This window comes from Dietzia timorensis, assembly GCF_001659785.1.
Taxonomy (GTDB): Bacteria; Actinomycetota; Actinomycetes; order Mycobacteriales; family Mycobacteriaceae; genus Dietzia; species Dietzia timorensis.
The window spans coordinates 2,361,352-2,382,997 of sequence record NZ_CP015961.1 but is presented as its reverse complement, the minus strand read 5'-3'; the positions used below and the strand labels follow the sequence as shown (position 1 = coordinate 2,382,997).

Here is a 21,646-nt window from a genome sequence, read left to right as displayed (position 1 = left end):
GGAGGAGAGTCTTACTCCTCCTCGGACTTGCCCTCCTCGGAGGACTCCTCGCCGGACTCGGACTCTTCCTCGGAAGCCTCGGCAGCTTCTTCGGCCTCGGCGTCGACCTCGGCCAGGACATCCTGGTCGAGCTCTGCCTCGAGGTCGTCCTCGGTCGGCGCCTCGCCGACGTTGATGATGAGGATCTCCGGGTCGGTGATGAGGGTGACACCGGCGGGGAGCTTGATGTCTCCGGCGGTGACCTGGGTGCCGACCTCGGCGCCCTCGATGTCGATCTCGAAGTCCTCGGGGATCTTGAGGGCGTCGGCCTCAATGGTGATCTCGGACAGGTCCTGGGTGACAAGGGTGCCCGGGGCGGCTTCGCCGACGGTCGTGACGTAGACGTTGACCTCGACCTTCTCGCCCTTCTTCACGACGAGGAGGTCGGCGTGCTCGATGAAGCGCTTGATCGGCTCGACGTCGACCTGCTTGGTGAGCGCGAGCTGCTCTTCGCCGTCGATGTCGAGGGTGAGAATCGAGTTTGCGCCGCTGTTACGGAGGATGGCCGCGAACTCGAGCGTGTCGAGCTTGAGGTGGCGCGGGTCCGTGCCGTGGCCGTAGAGCACGACGGGCACGAAGCCCTCGCGGCGGTCGCGGCGCGAGGCGCCCTTACCGAAATCGGTACGTGCGATGGCCTTGATCTTGTTGGCATCTGCCATGAGAGATCTCCTGCTGTTCGTGTGGTGGCTCGGCGCGAGGCGAGCCCTACCATCCCACCGCGGGACACGCCGCGCGGCCGAGCAGGAGATCGCGTCGATAACGGAGTCCGGGTGCGCTCTCGCGCATGCGGCCGGCTCCCTCGCCGAGATAACCAGTTCAGCATACCGGGCCTGCGCGGCAAGGCCCAAATGGGCGCCGCCAGGCGGTTAGAGGATCTCGTCGAGGCTCTCGAGCGGGCGCGCCATGCGGGTGCCCTTCGCGGTGACCACGAAGGGGCGCTGGATGAGCTTCGGGTGTTCGACCATCGCGTCGAGGAGTTCGTCGTCCGAGGCATCGGCGAGGCCGAGTTCGGCGTACGCCGCCTCGCGGGTGCGGACGGCTTCGTGGACGGTAAGTCCGGCGTCAGAGATGAGCGTTTTCAGTTGTGCGCGGGACGGGATCTCGTCGAGATATTTGACGACGGACGGCTCGATGCCCTCCTCGCGCAGGCGATCGAGCGCCTTACGGGAGGTGGAGCAGCGGGGATTGTGGTAGATCGTGGCGTCCATGGCGGGTCCTTTCGGCGCGGTGCATTCGGACCCGAGGATAGTCCGTGGGAGAGAAGAAGGGCGCCCGGGGCAAGTTCCCCGGGCGCCCTTCGCGAGCAGTGAAAAGTTCGGGCTACGCCGAGCCGTTGAACAGCGAGGTCACCGAACCGTTGAGGAACACCTCGCGAATCGTGCGCGCGAGCAGCGGCGCGATCGAGAGGACGGTGAGGTTGTCGAACTGCTTCTCCGGCGGGATCGGCAGGGTGTTCGTCGCGATGACCTCGCGCGCGCCGCAGTTGGCGAGGCGCTCGGCGGCCGGATCGGAGAACACGCCGTGCGTGGTCGCGATGATGACGTCCTTTGCGCCAGCAGCCTTGAGGACCTGCACCGCGCCGGCGATGGTGCCGCCGGTGTCGATCATGTCGTCGATGAGCACACAGGTCATGCCCTCGACATCACCGACCACGCGATTGGACTTGACCTGGTTCGGGACGTTGGGATCGCGGGTCTTGTGCACGAACGCGAGCGGGGAGCCGTCGAGCGCGTCCGCCCACTTCTCGGCGACCTTGACGCGGCCGGCGTCGGGGGAGACCACACACGTGTTCTCGGTTCCGTAGTTCTCGCGAACGTAGTCGGCGAGCTGGCCCTGTGCGTGCATGTGGTCGACCGGGCCGTCGAAGTAGCCCTGGATCTGGTCGGTGTGCAGGTCGACCGTGATGATGCGGTCGGCGCCTGCCGTCTTGAGCAGATCGGCGATGAGGCGGGCCGAAATCGGCTCGCGACCGCGATGCTTCTTGTCCTGGCGGGCATACGGGTAGAAGGGGAGCACCGCCGTGATCCGCTTCGCGGAACCGCGCTTGAGCGCATCGATCATGATCAGCTGCTCCATGAGCCACTTGTTCAGCGGCGCCGGGTGGCTCTGCAGCACGAACGCGTCGCAGCCGCGCACCGACTGCTCGAAGCGAACGAAGATCTCGCCGTTGGCGAAGTCCCTCGCGGTCTGCGGCGTGACCTCGACGCCGAGCGCCGCAGACACTTCCTGTGCCAGCTCCGGGTGCGCACGCCCGGAGAAAAGCATCAGGTTCTTTTGGTTGTCGATCCAATCACTCACTGGCCCGAACCGTCCTTGTCGGAATCTCTTTGTGCTTTTTCGGCAGCCTCGGCCGCCGGCGTCCCTGCTCGGCGCGCCGTGACCCAGCCCTCGATGTTGCGTTGCTTGCCGCCGGACACCGCGAGGGCCCCCGGAGGAACATCATCCTTGATTACCGTACCGGCGCCCGAATAGGCGCCGTCACCCACCTGCACGGGCGCGATGAACATCGTGTCCGAGCCCGTGCGAACGTGACTTCCGATCACGGTACGGTGCTTGCTCACGCCGTCATAATTGACGAACACGCTCGAGGCACCGATGTTGGAATTCTCACCGATCGTGGCGTCGCCGACGTAGGTGAGGTGCGGCACCTTCGAACCGTTGCCGATCTGCGATTTCTTGATCTCGACGAACGTGCCGACCTTCGCCCCCTCGCCGAGCTCGGCCTCCGGCCGCAGGTAGGCGAATGGACCGACGTGGGCGCCGGGGCCGATAGCGGCCTCGTGCGCGTGCGTGCGCTCGACGACCGCGCCCTCTCCAACGGAGGTGTCCCGCAGGGTCGAATCCGGGCCGATCACCGCGTCTCCCGCGACCGAGGTGGTGCCGTGCAGCTGCACGCCGGGGAGCACGGTCACGTCCTGCCCGGTCAGCTCACATGTGACGTCGATCCACGTGGAGCTCGGGTCGACGATGGTCGCGCCCGCCCTCATCCACTTCTCGCACACCCGCCGGTTGAGTTCGGCACCGAGCGCGGAGAGCTGCACGCGGTCGTTGACCCCGGCGACGACGGCCGCATCCTGGGCGCGGTGTCCGCGCACGAGCCGGCCGGATTCGCGGGCGATCTCGATGACATCGGTGAGGTAGAGCTCGCCCTGTGAATTGTTCATCGTCAGCTGGCCGAGCGCGGTGCGCAACAAGTCCGCGGAGAACGCGTACACACCGGAATTCACTTCGTCGATCTGTCGTTCGAGCTCGGTCGCATCCTTGTGCTCCACGATGCGCTGCACCCCGCCGTCGTCATCCCGCACGATCCGGCCGTACCCGGTCGGGTCGTCGGCGGTGGAAGACAGGACCGTCACGGCGGCCGGGGGCTCCTCGCTGTGCACCTCGATCAGGTTCGCCAAGGTGTGCGCGTCGAGCAGCGGAACGTCGGACGTGGTCACCACGATGTCGCCATGGAAGTCCTCGGGCAGCGCATCGAGGCCCGCGCGCACCGCATCACCGGTGCCGTTCTGCTCCACCTGGACCGCGGTCTCCACGGGGATTCCCAGCGCATCGGCCTCGGCGAGGGCGGCAGGTTCGACCTTCTCGCGCTGATGCCCGACGACGACGACGATCCGCCCGGCCCCGGTTCCTGCCGCGGCGTGCATCGCGTGGGCAAGCATGGTTCGCCCGCCGACGGGGTGCAGCATTTTCGGAATCGCGCTCTTCATCCTCGTGCCCGCGCCTGCGGCGAGGACGATGACGGCGGTTCCGTCACCTCTTGCAGAGGTGGGCGAGGGGGTGGACGACGCGGGAGAAGTCAAGGTCGTGATGCCTCCTGACGTGGCGAGGGTGAGTGGTGAGGGAACGAAAAGCTCAAAACCGTGCCCTTCGACAATACGACCCAGGGCGAGGCAAATGGTCCACTCGCGCCGCCCTGGCCGGATTTTGCTTCATTGTGACAGGGAATCGCGGTGCTTTTGCCAACACCCGCCTCCCACCGAGCCCGCCTGCGGTCCTATCCGTCTTTTACGGCGTCGTTCTCCGGCGGCACCGGCTTTTCGCCCGTGACGGCGGACGCCCGTTTCCGCCTCGACTGCGTATACCCGAGGTAGCAGGACAGGGCGCCGAGTACGAGACCGGCCACGATGCCCACATCCAACCGCTGGCCGAGCATGATCCACGACGCGACCGCCGCGATCGATGGGATAACGCCGAACAGCATCGATGTCGCCGCAGCCCCGCCCTGCTTGATGCACATCATGTACAGCACCGACGAGATGAGCCCGTTGAACAGCACGATGAGCGCGGTATTGATCCCGAAGGTGTGCCAATCGCTCACCTCGACACCCGTGAACAGCGCGAGCGCGCCGGCCGGTACGAGTGCCGCGGCGACACCGATCGAATAGTTCGTCATCGAATGTCCGGAATGCAGGTAGCGCTGCTGGTAGATCCCGCCCAATGAAATCCCGGCGAGCCCGACGATCGCCCACAGCGCGGCGATCGGGACGGCGCCCACCCCGAACAACCGCTCGGCGAATGCGCAGAAAATCGCGGCGATACCGATCCCCAGTGCCAGTACCCGCCGCGAGCTCAGCGCCTCGCCGAGGATCTTCGTCGCGACGACCGCGGTGAGTACCGGGTTCATCGCGACGATAAGCGCGGCGATCGCCGGCGGCACCCCATGATCGAGAGCGATGTACACGCCAAGGAACTGGAATCCCTGGCTCACGATCCCGACGATCGCCGCGTGGTACATCTGCCATCCGCGCGGCCAGGGGAGCTTCATCGCCGCGGCGATGGCCCCGATAATGACGGCGGAGACAGTGAATCGCACCAGCATCACTGTCGCGGGCGTCGACGCGGGAACGGCGAGCGTGCCGAAGGGGAAGCCGAGCGCGAAGGAGATCGCGGTGGCTACGGCGAGCGTCGGCGAGAGCTTCATACCGAGTAACGGTAGCCCCGAATTGACGGCGCGGGGTAGCTGCCTGTGTTCCCGTGTGAATCCCGGCTAACCCACACCGAGGCGCTTCGGCGAGAGCGCGAGCGAGCCTCCCGGCAGCCGCGATAACGAGGGTCCAAGCGGCGCTACGAGTGTCGCTGCGGGGTTCGTTTCCACGCCCGCTCGGACGCATTTAGCGAAGAGAATAATTAAATACTCATGTTTAATTCCCGAATCAATCGGGATAAATTACAGCGCCTAAAAAGCGTTTATAAGTGCAGAAACTCTGTATAGGATCACAGTTAATCTCTCCCTCTTCGAAAGGCGACGCTCATGGACCTCTCAGTACAAATCGGTCAGGGAATCCCGGATGTTCCCGGATTGCCCGCCGTCGATCCGTTGTACAAGGGAATCGGCGCGATGGTCGTCGGCGCCATCCTCGGCGGCTTCGTTCTGCGCCAGGGGATCGGCTCCCTCTACTGGGGAATCTCCTAGTACTCCGGCACGGCGCAAAAAAGGGAGCAGGCCTTTCAGGCCTGCTCCCTTCGCGTGTTGCCGACGGAATGCGTCGACAGAACCCCGGAACCTAGGTCGTTGTGTCGGGGTCGACCGCAGGCGTCACAAAGCTCGAGGCGTCGGCGTCGCTCGAATGCCCGAGGAACATCAGGTGGGCCTCGTAGCGGTCGAGCACGTCGTCGATGAGCTGTTGCTTGGTGATGCCCATGAGGTTGTACCCCTCGGAACCGGTGTGGGTGAACACCTCGAGACGGAAATAGGTGTTCGTCTCGTCGGTGGGCGTGCGGCCGCCAAACGTCGGGATCGGCGTCGACACCGCGACCACCTGGTAGAGGAAGTTACGCTCGCCGGATACGTGCACGGTGAAGGTCGGTCGTTCGACCCCGCTGTCCGTGTCCGGAACATACGACAATTCCGCTGCGTAACCCTGCTCGCGAAATTCGTTCGTGACGTCGGTGAGTGCAGGCACCACGGTGCGTTCGATGTACGACGTCACGCTCTTCTTGGACGGGTACGAGCGCAAACCGGACACCCTCTGGCGCCAGGATCTTTCGGGAGCGTAGCCGCCGCCCGCAGCCTGGCTGCGACGGTATTTATTCCGGCCCTCGCGCTCGGCCCTCTCCATTCGTAGAGCCTTGAGGAACGAGGCCATCACGAGCCACGCGATCACCGTCACCGGGAGGGCGAAGATGAGCGTCGCGTATTCCATCGTGGTCACACCACCGGCGATGAGCATCGCGATGGTGAGCACCGCGGTGAGTAGGGACCAGAACACGCGTAGCCACTTCGCGCCGTCCTCCGCCGGGTCGGGGATAAACGAGGAGAAGTTCGACATCACCATGGCGCCAGAATTGGCCGACGTCAGGTAGAAAAGCAGGCCGGAGAAAGTCGCCAGGGCGATGAGGAACGTCGAGCCGGGGAACATCTCGAGCAGCGAATAGAAGCCCTGCTCGGGCGAGTCCTGAGCGAGCTCGGCGAACTCGGTGTTGCCGGCGAAGACCTCGGCGAGGCCGCTGTTGCCGAACACGGAGATGATGACGATGTCGCAGAGAACGGGCACGGTGATCGCGGCGATGACGAATTCGCGGATTGTGCGGCCGCGGGAGATCCGTGCTAGGAACACCCCGACGAACGGGCCCCACGCGAGCCAAAATGCCCAGAAGAACAGCGTCCACGACGCCATCCACTCGGAGCCGTCTTGCTCGTAGGCCATGGTTTGTAGGTGCCGCTCGGGCAGCGTCCACACGAACTCGCCGACATTCTCCACCAGCGCATGCAGGAGGAAAGACGTCTTGCCGGTGACGACGATGTACAGCACCAGCGCGGCGGCCGCCCACAGGTTGAGCTCGGAAATGATGCGCACGCCCTTGTCCACGCCGGAGGAGGTCGCGGCGATCGTCACGAGCACCGCGACGAGAACGAGCCCGATCTGCAGGGCGAGTCCGGCCTCGAGGCCGAACAACGTCGCGAAGCCGATCGCGAGCAGCACCACGCCGATGCCCATCGAGGTGGCCACGCCCATCACCGTGCCGACGAGGGCGAAGATGTCGATGACGTCGCCGGGCGCACCCTTGATGCGCTTACCGATCAAGGGGTACAGGGCGGCGCGAATCGACAGCGGCATGCCCCAGCGGTAGGCGAAGTAGCCCATCGCCATGCCGAGCAGCGCGTACATGCTCCAGCCGGCGATGCCGTAGTGGAACATGGTCCAGATGACGGCGTCGCGCGCGGCCGCCGGGCTCTCGGGGACCTCCATCGGCGGGCTGTAGTACTGCGAAATCGGCCCGGTGACCGAGTAGAACAGCATGTCGATGCCCACGCCGGCGGCAAACAGCATCGCCACCCAGGTGAAGAGCTTGTATTGCGGTCTCGAGTGATCAGGTCCCAACCGGACCTGGCCCTCCTTGGAGAACGCGACCCACAAGACGAACAGGATGACGGCGGTGGTGGTCACCACGAAGATCCAGCCGAGGTTCGCCGAGCCCCATGCGACGACATCAGCCATGGTGTTCGATGCCGCATCGGGCTTGAAAATCGCCCACAGCGAGAAGGCTAGGATCACGATTGAGGAGATGATGAAGACAGGCCAGTTGACGTGGGACTTACGCGTCGGCCGACCTTGAAAATCCTTCTCCAGCTCGCGCTGCGCCTCGCCGAGTTCGCGGCTCGAGACCGGGGGAAGAAGTTCTTCACCTCGCTTGTGTCGGCGCGTGTCGTGGGCATGGTCGGTGCCGCCGAATTTGCTCCGCTCGATTGGCTGAGTGGGCCTCTTCTCGTTGCCGCTGGGGTCAGGACTTTCTTGCACCCGGTCTCCTTTCAAGTGACTGCGAAAGGGGATGCCGACGTGCGCGCTCAAAGGCGGGAATTGCCTACGACATCCCTTAGATCGACCTAAGAACCATAGCTCTGGTTGCTGCGACAAGCTAATCGCGAACGCCCTTAAGCGGCCCGAAAAGTGCCGGATACGGCGATTTCCGCGTCGTCCTCGGGGTGGATCGGATCGCGATCTGTGCTGTTGGGATCGAAGGATCGTCTGCAATTGCGTTCACGCGGAATTGATGTACTGTGTCTTTCAACACTTCCGCTTTACAAATGAGGTTCAAATGTCCAAAAAGGTTGATCGTTTCGAGCACGACCCTGCCCTCGTGTCCAAGGTTCGCGAACTCTGGTGGACGGTGATCTTCCTTCTCGTCATTTCCGCTGCGGCCGCCGTGTTGCCTATCGTCTTCTAATTCGCCTTTTAGGTTGAAGTAGATGTTCGCCGGGGCACGTCGCTGTCTCGGGGCGGGGCATCTGTGTGGGCCAGGTGTTTTACCTTTGATCCGTGGTCCCTTTGGTTCGGGAGGGGTGCTGCTAAAGTGCCGCCCCGGTGCGCGCGGGGGTAGTCGCTAACCCCCAGTGACACGCGTCACTCTGCGGTTGTTGCCTGAATGTGACTTAAGCTTATTCTGATCAGTAGTGATCGGGCGTATCTGAGGGGGTCGCCCGTTAACAAGGGGGATAAGTGTCACTGTTCACAAAGGTGACCGCCGGTTTTTCGGCGGTCTGTATTGCCGCGTCTCTTGCGATCGCAGCTCCACCGGCTGCGCAGGCGCAAGCCTATGAAGACAACGTTGAATACCTCGCGGGGGTCAACGTCGAGCCGGGTCGGGCGATCGCCGTCAACGGCTCACCAGTCACGTCCACTCTGTTTACGCCGCCGACGGTAAAGCATGGCGACACCGTCCGCGTTGCGTGGGACGTATCCGTTCGAGGGGTCGAATCCAGCAACCATATTCAGGCTTCTAGGGGTTTCCTGGTTTCACTTCCCGAGAAGTACACGGACAACGTGTCGTTCACCTACACCGGAATGCCCAAGGCCGACGGTTCGGGGTCGGAGCGAATCTCAGAGACCAAGGCTGTTGTCGGCGATCATGCGATCATCCCTTCTGGCGAAGAGTCCGAAGAGGGAGAGGCCGGCTTCACGTACGAGGACCAAGGCACAGAACAAGAGCTGTTCAAGACGACGCGACCGTTTACGCCGCTGCACTACTACATGCTTGATGCGGCTCACGGTGGTGTCACAACCTTCCGGATCGAAGCGGACGTCGATACGTCCGCGTTCCCGGAGGGGCAGGTACCTGCGGATTACTATGTTCCTGTTCGCGTCGAGAATGCTTGGCGCTGTTTCGACGAAGGCGGAGGCTCCGGCGGCTACGACGATGGCTGTCAGTCGCTCCTCGAATATCGTGCTACGAGGACCAGCGGGCTCTACGATTCCGTCGCCGCGGACGGACGTCCCTACATCACTTCGAAAGATTTTGACATCAACGGGCTTTACGGTGATGCCAAGTGTTCGGTGACCCACGAGACCGGAGATCCGTTCCGGATCGGCACCGACCTGGACCATGGGACCAATGGCTTCGACTACACCGCCGTGTTCCGGCTTCACGACAATCCGGCGGTGAATTACGTAAGCAGTAGCGACGATCTCTGCGACCGGCACGTGGCTCCCATCCGCATCGGCAATACCGCGGGAACCCCTGGCTCCGGCTCGGGAAGCCTAGGTGGTGGCAGTCTGGGCGGAAGCCTTTCGGACGGTGGTTCGTCCTCGGGTTCCGGAAGCGGGGACGGCACATCGTCGACCTCCGGTTCACTCGGCAGCGTGGGGAACTCTGCAAGCGCCGACGGAAGCACTTCGGCAAATGGGTCCCTCGGCAGTGCGGAGGGCGGAAGCTCCGCGGGAAGCGTGACGCTCAGCCCTCAGTGCATCCTCACCGGTGCCGCGATCGTATTGCCGTTGCTCGTCATCGGGCCGATCGCAGCAGCCGGGGCAAACTTCCCGGGCGTTGCAGAAGCACAGGCACAAATCGACCGCTTCCTCAGTCAGTCCAACGACGACATCCAGCACCGCCTCGGCATCTACAACGAGGACAGTGTTCGACGCATCGCCGAGATCAATGCCCAACTGGCAAGCATCGGGGCCGACGTTCAGGGGCCGGCCACGGCGATCGGCGGCACCGCGCTCGCGCTTCTAGCCGTGGGCGCACTCGCTCACAACTGCGTGGCTTAACTGCACTTGCGTGCACCGCGCCACCACGACGCGACTGACGCCTGAAAACGGCCATGTGACGGCGGTCCCGGGGATTCCTCGGGGCCGCCGTTCGTCAATTGGGTCGGTAGAGCACCAACCATTGGGGTGAATCTTTCACCCCAAAGGGTGAATCGCTTCATTGTCTTGGGACTTAGGGTCAAGCCTCACGGCTTGCGCCACCAGGCGCAGAGTCGACAACGAAGGGAGATATATGGCTCTGACAGATACTCAACGAGGCGACGGCGTCGACGACTTTCTCACACAGGTGCGAGAGAAGGCGTCGCAGCTTTCTTCGAACACTGAAGCCGAAACTGTGACGAATGTAGTGCTTGAAGTGCTTGCCGATGCTGTGAGCGTAGAGCAGATGGCGGAACTCTTGAAGTCGGTTCCTGATCTGCTTACTCCCTCGGGGAAGTCGGTTGCCGGCAATCCTGATCAAATCGACGTCCAGCACTTTCTCAAGCGGGTACAAGACGAGAGCGAATTCACTGATGAGGGTCTCGCTGAACCCCACGCACGGGCTGTGCTGTCGACGGTCGCCGAATGGGTTCCGGGCGATCAGCTTGATGACACGTTGGCGCAGTTGCCCAAGTCTCTTCGGGATTTGTTCACCGTCAACCCGTAGAGCCTTCCTCGTACAAGCCCCTGGGCATCTCTGGTCTTCACGGACCGGTGCGTTGCGCGGGGGCTTTTCGCGTGCGTTGGCGCGGACTGCAAGAGTCGGCCTGGGAAAAGTGAGGAGGGTCGCTTGGGGCGCGTCGAAAGCGGTACCGAAATGCCCCGAAGGGAACCGCTAACACCTTGAATGAGCTGTTTATGCTGTTTGCTCCGCCGCCAGGACTCGAACCTGAAATGCCTGAACCAAAATCAGGAGTGTTGCCATTACACCACGGCGGAATGCCGAACCGTCCATCGGACAGTCCGCGATAAGTGTGGCATACCGGCGCCGACCCCGGCTACTTGACCCGCTGGTGTGAGCCCCGAAAGTCGGAGGGGAACGGCAGGTCCGACGTCACTCCCGGGTTGGGGGTTCTTGCTTTCGGTTCCACAACTGGTGGGTGCGGCCCCCGCCGGTGGATACGGTGTCGATGTCGAACCTCTCGGCAGGGGAGAGGCCCTCCGGGAACAGCGGAGTGCCCGATCCGATCGTGACCGGCTGGATGACGAGGTGCATGAAATCGATGAGGTCCGCGTCGAGGAATTGTTGCACCGTTCGAGGTCCGCCGCCGATTCGGACATCGGTGCCGGGAGCGAGGTCGCGAGCGCGCTGCAGAGCGTCAGCCGGATCGGCATCGAGGAAGTGGAACACGGTGCCGTTGTCGAACTCGATCGGCTCGCGTTCGTGGTGGGTGAGGACGATGACAGGGGTCTCGAATGGCGGCTCCTCGCCCCACCACCCGCGCCAGTCGTCGTCGGTCCAGGGGCCGCTTTGGGGGCCGAACTTGCGCCTGCCCATGATCTCCACGCCGATTCCCTGGCCCCACAGACTCGTCATCGCGTGGTCGACGCTCAGTGGCCCATCGAGCGTGTCGATTCCGGCGATCGCCCGGCCATCGAATCCCTGGACGAGGGCGATGGCCTCGCCGAACGGCTCGTCGTGGGTAACGAAACTTCCGGCGGCATAACCGTCGAGCGAGACGAACATGTTGTGCACGCGAACGCGCGAGCGGCGCGGCTGCGTGTGCGGAGGGGTTGTCGAATCAGCGGCCACGATCGTTCCTCACGTCGAGAATGAATGGGATACGACCAATTATCGACCGAAAGGGGACGAAGGATGTGTCCGTTCGTGCGGCTTTGAGCTAGCCGAAGGTGCGAACGAAGAAGTCCGCCCAGTACACGTCCCAGAAGTGGACGAGGATCGTGCCGATGACCAGCAGGTACCAGAGCACGACGGGGATGAGGTGCCATGCGCGCAGCGTGCGGACCCAGGCGGCGGTGGTGAAGCGGCCGATCGTGTGCAGCAGCGTGTACCACCACATCGGCGCCATGACCGTCCATACGACCATGCACCACGGGCACAGCACCCCGATGTTGAAGATGGTCTGGTAGGCGAACCACTGCACCCAGCCGATCCCGAACGTGAGCCCGAGGACCGCGCCGACCATGTACCAGCGGGGGATCCGAGCGCCGGCCGCGAGCGCGACGCCGAGGGCGAGCGTGATGCCGAAGCCGACGAGCCCGACGATGGGGTTCGGGAAGCCGAACGCCTGGCCCTGTTCGGACTCGATCACCGACTTGCAGCTCATGAGGATCGAGAAATTGCACGCGGGGATGTAGTCCGGATTCTCGAGGATCCGGATCTTGTCCATCGTCAGCTCGAACGCGGCGACGAGCCCGGCGATCGAACCGATGGCGAGGAGAATTCCGATTGTGCGCTGGGAGAAGATGCCCCCGGGTGCCCCGGCGGCCTCGTCGCGGACGGGTCCCGGCGCGGCGTCCGTCGACGCGTCCTCACTAGCTGCAGTTGCCATCTCTCAACCCGTTCCGCCGCGTGCGCGGCACCTTCGCTTCGCTTCCGTACTCACTCTAGTGAATCGCGGGCGCGTCGCGGGGAGCCCGGCGAGGGCCGATCCCACCGCGACGAAAAGCGGACCGGCTCAGCCGCGCTTGTCCACCGCGCGACCGATGAGCCGCGTGGACAGAAGGAACGGCACGCGTGTGTAGCGCTTCGAGTACCAGGCGAGCGTCGCGAACGTATCGGGGGTGACGACGGTGCGCCGCGCCCGAATGCCGCGCATCGCCCGCTTCGCGATGATTTCCGAGGTGAGCCGCGTCGAGCTGAGCAGCTTCCGCGCGAGCTCGTCCGCCCGCGCATCCTCGCCCGAGAGCGAATCGGCGAGTCCGGACTTGAAGAACTGCGGGCAGATCACCGTCGTCGCGATGCCGCGAGGCCGCAGCTCGGCATCGAGCGTTTCGCCTATGGCCACGGCGGCGGCCTTAGTCGCGTTATATGCACTCATCTGCGGTCCATGGACGAGACCCGCCGCGGACGCGGTGATCACGATCTGCCCGCCGCGCCGCAGGTGAGGCACGAACGTGCGGCAACCGCGGACGACTCCGAGCAGGTTGATGTCGATAATCCGTTGCCACGACTCGATCGAGGTGGCCTCGATGGAACCGCCCACGGCGATCCCGGCATTACACACCAGAACATCCAGGTTGATGACGTCGGACGCAGCAGAATCCCAGTCGGCGCCGCTGGTGACATCGAGCTGTCGGTAACTCCACGTCCCCTCAAGCGAGCGCACAGTTTCCGGTGCCTCGGCGTGGATATCGGTGAGCACCACCTCGTCGCCGACGGCAAGAAATTCGCGGGCCAGCTCGAGGCCGAGCCCGGAGGCTGCGCCGGTGATGAGTACCTTGCGCGGCCCGCCGGTGGTGCCGCGACGCACGAGCCCTACGAGATTGTCGAGTATCTCCACTGTCTATGCCCTTTCTGCGAGCGCCTCGGCCGGCGCCTTGTGGGTACCGGTTGAGACCGCGCCCGAGTGGTCGTTTCCTCGCGCGAGCACGCCCGGTACGGCGTCGTCGAATGCCATCTCGCGGTGCTGATCGCCGAAATTGAACGTGGGGATCTCGACGAGATAGTTCTGAATGTACTGCCAGGGGCGCGACTCACCTTGCCGCGGCAACAGGTGCCCGCCGCGCTTGACGTAGCCGGCGTCGAGGTCGAGAAGCGGCCGCGTGCTCGGTGTTTCGGGCGGAACCGGCGCGTACGTGCGCACGCCCGTCTTCCACAGTTTGACCATGTACTTGGACACCATGTCCGCGCGCAGGGTCCACGACGCGTTCACGTAGCCGATGGTGAAACTGAAGTTCGGCACCCCGCCGAGCATGAGCCCCCGGTAGGCCGTCAGCTTCGTGGCATCGAGTTCCTCGCCGTCGATGGCCAGCGTGCCGCCGCCGAAGGCCTGCAGCTCGAGGCCCGTGGCCGAGATCACGATGTCCGCCTCGATCTCCTCGCCCGAACTCACCCGGATCCCTTGACGGGTGAATCCGTCGATGTGGTCGGTGACGACCTTCGCGCCCCCGGCGATGGCGGTGAAGATGTCGCCATTCGGAGCCTTGCACACGCGCTGGTCCCACGGGCGATAGTCCGGCGAGAAGTGTTTATCCAGCACCTCTGCCGAGATGAAACGACGCTGCATCAAGCGCAGCACGGCCTTGAACAGCCACGGCGCCCGCTGCGCCACGACGTACTGCATCATGTCGCGTGCGCCGTGATTGAACCGGGCGACCTTGTACGCGGCCTTCTCCGGGAGCACCGTCTTCCAGATGCGGCTGATGATGTCGACCTCGGGGAGCGGGCCGATGTACGTCGGGGTCCGCTGCAGCATCGTCACGTCCGCGCCGAGGTCGGCCAGGGCGGGAAGGAGGGTGACGGCGGTCGCGCCGGACCCGATGATGACGATCTTCTTCCCCGCACAGTCGAGATCTTCCGGCCATTGTTGCGGATGGATGATCTGGCCGCCGAACTCCTCCTCGTCCGGATACCGCGGGCGGTAGCCGTTGTCGTGCGAGTAGTACCCGGCGCCGAAGTGGACCCGGCGCGCCCAGATGATGCGCTCGGCCGGGCGCTCGGATTCGCCGTCGCCGGTGCGGGACTCCGCCGTCACACGGAAGAGTCCTTTGGAGCTATCCCAATCCGCCTTGGCGATATACGAACGCAGGTGCAGTCGATCGAGTGCGCCGCTCGCGCGGGCCGCGTCGCGGATGTACTCCTTGATCTCCGGGCCCTCGCCGAGCGTGGACGCGTGCGGCCACTGGTGGAAGGGGAAGCCGAAGGTCGCCATGTCGGAGTCGGAGCGGATGCCCGGATAGCGGAAGGTGTGCCAGGTGCCGCCGACATCACTTTGTACGTCGTGGATTTCCCACTGCCACGCCGGGAAAGCCTCGGCGACGTGATGGGCGAGATCGATCCCCGCGATGCCAGCACCCACGATGAGCAGGTCGAGGGGGCTGTCTTGCGTTCCGGCGGTGTCGGGGGCACCGGTCGAAGTCGTAGTCATGTTCTTGACAATAGACCCCTTGGTGTCAAAATAGTTGCTCTATCGCGACAAGTAATTGCTATTTCGCGCCAAACGCGAGGATCGTAGGCGGCATGGCATATGTGCGGTCGGCCGGGGTGCGCGGCGTGCGGTCGGTGATCGAATCTCTCGGCGGTAACGCCGACGTGCTCGCGCGCCGCTCGGGCCTGCCCGAAGGGGCGCTCGACGATGACGAGATCCTCGTCCAGGACGTTGCCATCGGCGTCCTGCTCGAAACGGCGGCGGCAGAGCTCCATTGCCCCGACTTCGGGCTCCGCGTCGCGCTGGAACAGGATCTCAGCATGCTGGGCCCGCTCGCCGTCGCGATCCAGAACGCCCGCACCGCGACCCAGGCCTTGGAGATGACGTCGAAGTACATGTTTTTCCACGCCCGCTCGCTCGAGATCTCCATCATCGACGATCCCACAGGAGAGCCCGGCGTTCTCGGGGTGCGCTACGGGTACCGCGACAACGACGTCCGCATGCCCCCGCAGGCCGCAGACATGGCGCTATTGTTCGTCCATCGCTCGATCTCTCGCCTTCTCGGAGCGAACTACGGTCTGCGTTCGGTGCTCTTGCCGTTCCAGCCGAAGGCGTCTCCGACGCGATATCGGGAGCTCTTCGGCGCCCCGGTCGAACCGGACTCGGACGATGCGGTACTGCGGATGCCCGCAGCGCTGCTCGACAGGCCGATCGAGAGCGGGGGCCACACGGCGCAGGAACTGGCGCTGCGTTATATCGAGCGGCGCGTCATGTCGACAGGGGAGTCCATGAGCGAACGCACACGCGACATGCTGCGCCAGTCCCTCGACACAGGGGCATCGACGATCGCCGAGACAGCGAAGCTGCTCGCCGTGTCCCCTCGCACCCTGCAACGCACCCTGGCCCGAGAGCACACGAGTTTTTCGGCGATTCTCGACGACGTCCGCAGGGAGGTCGCCACGCGGCTCGTCACCACGACCGATCTGCCGCTTTATCAGATCGCTTCCGCGCTCGCGCTGTCCGACGTCACAACTTTCAGCCAGTACGCGCGCCGCTGGTGGGGCGTGACGGCGAGGGAGTTCCGCGCTACGGCGCGTTAGCGGTAGCCGAGCACGATCCCGAAGTCCCCAGGCGGGCGAATGTCGGCAGCCGCCTCTAGACTTGATGTGTTTGGGTGATGGGTCGAACGCTGCGAGAATAGCGACGTTTTTATAGTCGGCGAGGCACAAGGGGAGCGAAGAAGTGGCACAGGCAGAAGGCGCGGGGGCACTACGCGGAGTATTCGCGGAGTTCTCCCACCGCGCGCCCGGGGCCATGCTTCGCGAGGCGGCGGGGAAGGACCGCGCGGTCGTGCAGGCCGCGGAGGCGCTGCGCCCGTTCGTCGTCGGCGAGCTCGCCGCGGAGGCGCCGCTGCTCGTCGTCACCGCCACCGAGCGGGAGTCCGAGGAGCTCGCCGCTGCGGTCGCGGCGCTCACCAGCTACGAGGTTGCCCAGTTCCCCAGCTGGGAAACGCTGCCGCACGAGCGCCTGTCTCCGGGCAAGGAAACCGTGGGCCAGCGGCTCAAGGTGCTGCACGAAATGCTTGCCGGGCCCAGGGGAGGCGAGGGCACGCGTGTCGTGGTGGCGTCGGCGCGCGCCGTCATCCAGCCCGTGTCCCCGGCCGCCGCGCGGCGCGACCCCATCGAGCTGCGCGTGGGTGGGCATGTGGACCCGACCGAGCTTGTGGCGCGGCTCGGCGTGTTCGCGTATGCGAGGGAGGACATGGTTTCCCGGCGCGGGGACATGGCCGTGCGCGGCGGCATCGTCGACATTTTCCCGACCACGCACGAATACCCGGTGCGCGTCGAGTTCGATGATGATGAGATCGTCTCCATCCGCGAGTTCCTCGTCGCCGACCAGCGCTCGCTTACCGAAGGCGCGCTCGAGGCGATCGACCTGTACCCGTGCCGTGAGGTGCTTCTCACCGAGGAGGTGCGCGAGCGGGCCGGCGCGCTGGCCACCGAGCATCCCGATAATCCCACCCTGCGCGAGCTGCTCGAATCGCTCGCTGCGGGCGTGCCGAGGGACGGGATGGAGGCGCTCGCGTCGGTGCTCCAGCCCGGCGAGCAGCAGATCCTGCCGCTACTGATGCGCGCCGGCACGAGAGTTATCGTGTGCGATCCCGATAAGGTGCGCCGCCGCGCCGGAGACCTCGCCGCCGCCGGGCGCGAGTTCCTCGAGGCGTCGTGGACCGCGGCGACCATGGGCTCGGACGCGCCGATCGATTCCGAATCGCTCGACCTGTCCGGCTCCGGTTATCTCACGTTCTCCGAGGTGCGCGAGCAGTCCATCGAGGCCGAGATCCCGTGGTGGCAGCTGGTGCCGCAGGGCTTCCTCGCCGAGGAGGATGCCGGCGCGCTCATCGAACTCCCCTCTCAGGACCCGCTGGCGCCGCGTGGCAAGGAGGACCAGTTCGCCGCGTTCTTCACCGAGGCTCGCAAGGGCGTGGGCGCGGGGGATACGTACGTCGCCGTCACCAATTCCAAGGGCTCTGCCACGCGGCTGGTCGAACGCGCCCACGAGGCGGAGCTCGCTGCGAAAGTGGTCGACGGCGGCGAGGAGCTTCCCGCCGGGCACCTCGCCGTGCTCGTCGGTCCGCTCATCGACGGCTTCGCGCTCGCGGGTGCGGCCGGCCAAGGGACAACCACCGAGGATGACGGCGGAGCCGGCAGCACCCGCGGCCGCCTCGTGCTCCTGTGCGAATCGGAACTCTCGGGTAACCGCGTCGCCGGGCGTTCCGGCGGCAAGACCAAGCACGCCAAGCGGCGCAACCAGGTCGATCCGCTCGCACTCAAGTCCGGCGATCTCGTCGTCCACGAACAGCACGGCATCGGCCGCTTCGTGGAGATGATCGAACGCACCACCCGCGGTAAGAACGCCTCGGGCCGGCGCGAATACCTGGTCATCGAATACGCCGCGTCCAAGCGGGGCGCGCCGCCGGACCGTCTGTTCGTGCCGATGGAGCAGCTCGGGCAGCTCTCGCGCTACGTCGGCGGGGAGGCGCCCGCGCTGTCGAAGATGGGCGGCGCGGACTGGCAGAACACCAAGCGCAAGGCGCGCAAGGCGGTCCGCGAGATCGCGACCGAGCTCGTCGCGCTGTATGCCAAGCGGCAGTCCGCGCCCGGGCACGCCTTCGCCCCGGACACCCCGTGGCAGCAGGAGATGGAAGAAGGCTTCCCGTACACCGAGACGATCGACCAGGCCACCGCCATCGAGGACGTCAAGGCGGACATGGAAAAGCCGGTGCCGATGGACCGAGTCATCGTCGGTGATGTCGGGTACGGCAAAACCGAGGTCGCGGTGCGCGCCGCGTTCAAGGCCGTGCAGGACGGCAAGCAGGTCTCCGTTCTCGTGCCCACGACTCTGCTCGCCCAGCAGCACCTCGAAACGTTCGCCGAGCGCATGGCTGGTTACCCGGTCACGGTGCGGGGGCTGTCGCGCTTCACCTCTGACGCCGAGGCGAAGGAAATTCTCGCCGGCCTCGCCGACGGAACGGTGGACGTGGTGATCGGCACGCACCGTCTGCTCGCCACCGGCGTGCGGTGGAAGAAGCTCGGCCTGGTGATCGTCGACGAGGAACAGCGCTTCGGCGTCGAGCACAAGGAGCACATCAAGGCGCTTCGCAACGCGGTGGACGTGCTCACGATGTCGGCGACGCCGATCCCACGCACGCTCGAGATGTCGCTCGCCGGGATCCGCGAGATGAGCCAGATCCTCACGCCCCCGCAGGACCGGCTTCCGGTGCTCACCTACGTCGGCGCTTACTCGGACAAGCAGGTTGCGGCCGCTATCCGGCGCGAGTTGCTGCGCGAGGGGCAGGTGTTCTTCGTCCACAACCGCGTGTCCTCGATCGACGCGACGGCGGCACGGCTGCGCGACCTCGTCCCCGAGGCGCGCGTTGCCGTGGCGCACGGGCAGATGGGAGAGGAGCAGCTCGAGCAGACCGTCAACGGATTCTGGAATCGCGACTTCGACGTCCTCGTGTGCACGACAATTGTAGAGACCGGTCTCGACATCAGTAATGCCAATACGTTGATCGTCGACCGGGCCGAAAACCTCGGCCTGTCGCAGATGCATCAGCTGCGCGGACGCGTGGGCCGCTCCCGCGAGCGTGGCTACGCCTACTTCCTCTACGCCCCCGACCGCACGCTCACCGAGACCGCGTACGACCGCCTCGCGGTGATCGCGCAGAACAACGACCTCGGCGCCGGCATGGCCGTGGCGATGAAGGACCTCGAACAGCGCGGCGCCGGCAACGTGCTCGGCGGCGAACAGTCCGGGCACATCGCCGGAGTCGGCTTCGACCTGTACGTCCGGCTCGTCGGCGAGGCGGTCGAGGCATTCCGCGCCGTCGCCGATGGCGAGACGCCGCAGGCCGAGACCGAGTCCCGCGAGATGCGGATCGACCTGCCCGTCGACGCCTACCTGCCCGCGGATTACGTCGATTCAGAGCGGCTGCGCCTCGAGGCGTACCGCAAGCTCGCCCAGGCGCAGAGCTTCGACGACGTCGATTCGGTCATCGAGGAACTCTTCGACCGGTACGGCCCGCTGCCCGAGCCCGCGCGGCGCGTCGCGGCGGTGTCGCGGCTGCGGATCGTCGCTGCCGAATACGGGGTGTCCGACGTGGTGGTTGCCGGCTCGCGTATCCGGATCGCCCCGTTGACTCTGCTCGACTCGCAGCAGATGCGGCTCAAGCGGCTGTACCCGTCTGCGATGTACAAGGCGACCTCCCAGGTCGTGCAGTTGCCGCTGCCGAAATCCGCGGCGGCTCGCCCCGGCGCGGGCGGCGCCCCTGAGGCTCGGGACGATGAGCTGCTGCAGTACGTCGCCGATTTCCTCACGGCGATGGCCGGCAAGCCCGAAGGCTCGGTCGTCGTCGCCCAGCCGGAGCTCTCGGCGCGATGAGCGACGAGCAGCGCCCGCTCGACTATGCGGTCGAGCTCTTCGCCCGCATCCGCAGGGAAGGGGAGTGGGAGTCCGCGCAGACGCACGACTCGCTCATCCCGTACCTCATCGAGGAGTCGTGGGAACTCGCCGATGCCGTCGCGGACGGCGACCGCGCGGAACTGCGTTCCGAGCTCGGAGACCTTCTCCTACAAGTGCTGTTCCACACGGCGATCACCGCCGAGCACGACACCGACCCCTTCGACATCGACGATGTCGCCCAGGCCATGCTCGACAAGCTCCGCCGCCGCGCGCCCTACTGGTTTGAATCAGGTCCGCCGCAGCTGGATGCCGCCGAACAAGACCGGCTGTGGGAGCAGGCCAAGGCCACCGAGGGGCGCCGCAGTCTGTTCGACGGTATCGCCTGGAACCTGCCGGCCCTCGCCCTCGGGGATAAGGTGCTCGCCCGCTGCGCCAAAGCCGGGGTACCCGCCGAGTGCGTGCCCAAGGAAATCGCCACGCCCGACGTCATGGGTTATGGGATTTTCGGCTCCGGCACCGGCGAAGAGACCGGCCACGAATCGGGTTCGGAGAACGCCTACCGGCAAGCGGTGCGCAGGTTCGCGCGACGGGTCGAGGCCGCCGAAGAACGGCTCCGTAACGCGAATGACGCCGGACATGCCCCATTTCCCGCCGACGCGTGGCGCTCGGCCTTCGAAAATGAGATGTGACCTGCGAAAACGACGCGCACTTGGGATCTCTGGTTACCCGTTCAGCTGCTCTTTAGGCGCGATAGGCACAATGGTTGGCAATGTCTAGACAAGGGATCTTCGGGCGAGGACGCTCCACGGCACGCCGCGCAGGCGCCATTGCGGCGCTGGGCGCGGTGTTAGGGCTGGCCGCGTGCGGCGGGGGCGATATCGCCTCGCCCTTTGTCCCGATTCCGCCCGGTATGCCGCCTCCCGAGGGGCGCGCGCTACCGATGGTCGACGTGGTCTCCGGCGGAGAGCGCCCGAGTGCGCAGCTCACCGACTGGGCGGAGGGGCTTACCGGCGACACCCACGTCTCGGTCGCCGCGCTCAACGCCTATGGCTATGCGGCAGCGCAGCTCGCTTACCATTATCCGAACTGCAATCTCCAGTGGAACACCCTCGCGGGCATAGGATTCGTCGAGACACGGCACGGTACCTACGGCGGTTCGGCGATCGACGAATTCGGTAACGCCATGCCGCCGATCATCGGTGTCGCGCTCGATGGTTCGCCCGGCTTCGCCTCCATCCCGGACACCGACGGCGGCGAGCTCGACGGCGATCCGGAGCACGACCGCGCCGTCGGCCCCATGCAGTTCATCCCCGAGACATGGCGCTACTACGGGCACGACGCGTCGGGCGATGGCAACCCGGACCCCAATAACATCGACGACGCTGCGCTATCCGCGGGCTTCAAGCTGTGTGATTACGGCCGAGACCTGTCGACCGAGCAGGGCTGGACCGACGCCATCATGTCGTACAATGCGAGCGCCGAATACGTGCGTGACGTGCGCGATGCCGCCGCCGCGTACTCCGTGCCCACTCGCGCCCGCTAGCCGCGAGCGCCGCACGCCCCGGGCCGAACCCGCCAGCCGCGCCTCGCCCCGTCCACGGGTTTTCCCAACCGCCCGTGCGA

Annotated in this window: 18 protein-coding genes and 1 tRNA gene; 8 read left to right on the top strand and 11 right to left on the bottom strand. The window is 65.4% G+C overall.

Annotation, left to right across the window (positions count from 1 at the left end):
• Nucleotides 1-11: 11 nt before the first annotated feature.
• The 5 genes from BJL86_RS10965 to BJL86_RS10945 all read right to left on the bottom strand — a co-directional run bounded on the left by BJL86_RS10965 (nucleotide 12) and on the right by BJL86_RS10945 (nucleotide 4,963).
• The gene (locus BJL86_RS10965) at nucleotides 12-698 is read right to left on the bottom strand and encodes a 50S ribosomal protein L25/general stress protein Ctc (protein WP_067473917.1); all 687 of its coding nucleotides are present in this window, start codon (nucleotides 696-698) and stop codon (nucleotides 12-14) included.
• A gap of 207 nt (nucleotides 699-905) precedes the next feature.
• Nucleotides 906-1,247 (bottom strand): arsenate reductase (glutaredoxin), encoded by a 342-nt coding sequence (gene arsC, locus BJL86_RS10960; RefSeq protein ID WP_067473919.1) that lies wholly within the window; start codon nucleotides 1,245-1,247, stop codon nucleotides 906-908.
• A gap of 112 nt (nucleotides 1,248-1,359) precedes the next feature.
• Nucleotides 1,360-2,337 (bottom strand): ribose-phosphate diphosphokinase, encoded by a 978-nt coding sequence (locus BJL86_RS10955; RefSeq protein ID WP_075844967.1) that lies wholly within the window; start codon nucleotides 2,335-2,337, stop codon nucleotides 1,360-1,362.
• On the bottom strand, nucleotides 2,334-3,842 hold the full coding sequence (gene glmU, locus BJL86_RS10950; RefSeq protein ID WP_075844966.1) for a bifunctional UDP-N-acetylglucosamine diphosphorylase/glucosamine-1-phosphate N-acetyltransferase GlmU: 1,509 nt from the start codon (nucleotides 3,840-3,842) through the stop codon (nucleotides 2,334-2,336). The genes BJL86_RS10955 and glmU overlap by 4 nt, the downstream gene beginning before the upstream one ends.
• A 194-nt stretch (nucleotides 3,843-4,036) precedes the next feature.
• The gene (locus tag BJL86_RS10945; RefSeq protein ID WP_067473922.1) at nucleotides 4,037-4,963 is read right to left on the bottom strand and encodes a DMT family transporter; all 927 of its coding nucleotides are present in this window, start codon (nucleotides 4,961-4,963) and stop codon (nucleotides 4,037-4,039) included.
• A 330-nt stretch (nucleotides 4,964-5,293) separates the two neighbouring features.
• Here BJL86_RS10945 and BJL86_RS17150 point away from each other — a divergent pair, with 330 nt between their 5' ends.
• A complete protein-coding gene (locus BJL86_RS17150) occupies nucleotides 5,294-5,455 on the top strand; it encodes a hypothetical protein (RefSeq protein ID WP_156515287.1) in 162 nt (53 codons plus the stop codon).
• Between the two features lie 91 nt (nucleotides 5,456-5,546).
• Here BJL86_RS17150 and betT read toward each other — a convergent pair whose 3' ends face one another.
• On the bottom strand, nucleotides 5,547-7,781 hold the full coding sequence (gene betT / locus BJL86_RS10940) for a choline BCCT transporter BetT (RefSeq protein ID WP_067473924.1): 2,235 nt from the start codon (nucleotides 7,779-7,781) through the stop codon (nucleotides 5,547-5,549).
• A gap of 298 nt (nucleotides 7,782-8,079) precedes the next feature.
• On the opposite strand from betT, the gene BJL86_RS17715 reads away from it, so the two are divergent.
• From BJL86_RS17715 to BJL86_RS10930, 3 genes are all read left to right on the top strand, one after another.
• Nucleotides 8,080-8,208 carry a hypothetical protein gene (locus BJL86_RS17715; protein ID WP_257787266.1) on the top strand — a complete coding sequence of 43 codons (129 nt, stop codon included), beginning with the start codon at nucleotides 8,080-8,082 and terminating at the stop codon, nucleotides 8,206-8,208.
• A gap of 272 nt (nucleotides 8,209-8,480) precedes the next feature.
• Nucleotides 8,481-10,028 carry a hypothetical protein gene (locus BJL86_RS10935; RefSeq protein ID WP_067473927.1) on the top strand — a complete coding sequence of 516 codons (1,548 nt, stop codon included), beginning with the start codon at nucleotides 8,481-8,483 and terminating at the stop codon, nucleotides 10,026-10,028.
• A 232-nt stretch (nucleotides 10,029-10,260) separates the two neighbouring features.
• The gene (locus tag BJL86_RS10930; RefSeq protein ID WP_067473930.1) at nucleotides 10,261-10,674 is read left to right on the top strand and encodes a DUF2267 domain-containing protein; all 414 of its coding nucleotides are present in this window, start codon (nucleotides 10,261-10,263) and stop codon (nucleotides 10,672-10,674) included.
• 201 nt (nucleotides 10,675-10,875) lie between these two features.
• Here BJL86_RS10930 and BJL86_RS10925 read toward each other — a convergent pair.
• The 5 genes from BJL86_RS10925 to BJL86_RS10905 all read right to left on the bottom strand — a co-directional run bounded on the left by BJL86_RS10925 (nucleotide 10,876) and on the right by BJL86_RS10905 (nucleotide 15,058).
• A tRNA-Gln gene (locus tag BJL86_RS10925) sits at nucleotides 10,876-10,946 on the bottom strand.
• 115 nt (nucleotides 10,947-11,061) lie between these two features.
• Nucleotides 11,062-11,694: a dihydrofolate reductase family protein gene (locus BJL86_RS10920; protein WP_067473962.1), complete on the bottom strand. Its 633-nt coding sequence runs from the start codon at nucleotides 11,692-11,694 to the stop codon at nucleotides 11,062-11,064.
• A 154-nt stretch (nucleotides 11,695-11,848) separates the two neighbouring features.
• Nucleotides 11,849-12,520, bottom strand: coding sequence for a vitamin K epoxide reductase family protein (locus BJL86_RS10915; RefSeq protein ID WP_082908460.1), 672 nt, complete (start codon nucleotides 12,518-12,520; stop codon nucleotides 11,849-11,851).
• 126 nt (nucleotides 12,521-12,646) lie between these two features.
• A complete protein-coding gene (locus tag BJL86_RS10910) occupies nucleotides 12,647-13,471 on the bottom strand; it encodes an SDR family NAD(P)-dependent oxidoreductase (protein ID WP_231887181.1) in 825 nt (274 codons plus the stop codon).
• Nucleotides 13,472-13,474: 3 nt separating this feature from the next.
• Complete coding sequence (locus BJL86_RS10905) at nucleotides 13,475-15,058, bottom strand: flavin-containing monooxygenase (protein WP_067473933.1); 1,584 nt, start codon at nucleotides 15,056-15,058, stop codon at nucleotides 13,475-13,477.
• Between the two features lie 92 nt (nucleotides 15,059-15,150).
• Between BJL86_RS10905 and BJL86_RS10900 the strand changes: the two genes are divergently transcribed.
• The 4 genes from BJL86_RS10900 to BJL86_RS10885 all read left to right on the top strand — a co-directional run bounded on the left by BJL86_RS10900 (nucleotide 15,151) and on the right by BJL86_RS10885 (nucleotide 21,566).
• A complete protein-coding gene (locus BJL86_RS10900) occupies nucleotides 15,151-16,158 on the top strand; it encodes an AraC family transcriptional regulator (protein WP_067473936.1) in 1,008 nt (335 codons plus the stop codon).
• Between the two features lie 214 nt (nucleotides 16,159-16,372).
• A complete protein-coding gene (gene mfd / locus BJL86_RS10895; RefSeq protein WP_083657675.1) occupies nucleotides 16,373-20,002 on the top strand; it encodes a transcription-repair coupling factor in 3,630 nt (1,209 codons plus the stop codon).
• Nucleotides 19,999-20,712: a nucleoside triphosphate pyrophosphohydrolase gene (locus BJL86_RS10890; RefSeq protein ID WP_067476773.1), complete on the top strand. Its 714-nt coding sequence runs from the start codon at nucleotides 19,999-20,001 to the stop codon at nucleotides 20,710-20,712. The genes mfd and BJL86_RS10890 overlap by 4 nt, the downstream gene beginning before the upstream one ends.
• Nucleotides 20,713-20,792: 80 nt before the next feature.
• On the top strand, nucleotides 20,793-21,566 hold the full coding sequence (locus BJL86_RS10885; protein WP_075844964.1) for a lytic transglycosylase domain-containing protein: 774 nt from the start codon (nucleotides 20,793-20,795) through the stop codon (nucleotides 21,564-21,566).
• The last annotated feature ends 80 nt before the right edge of the window (nucleotides 21,567-21,646 follow it).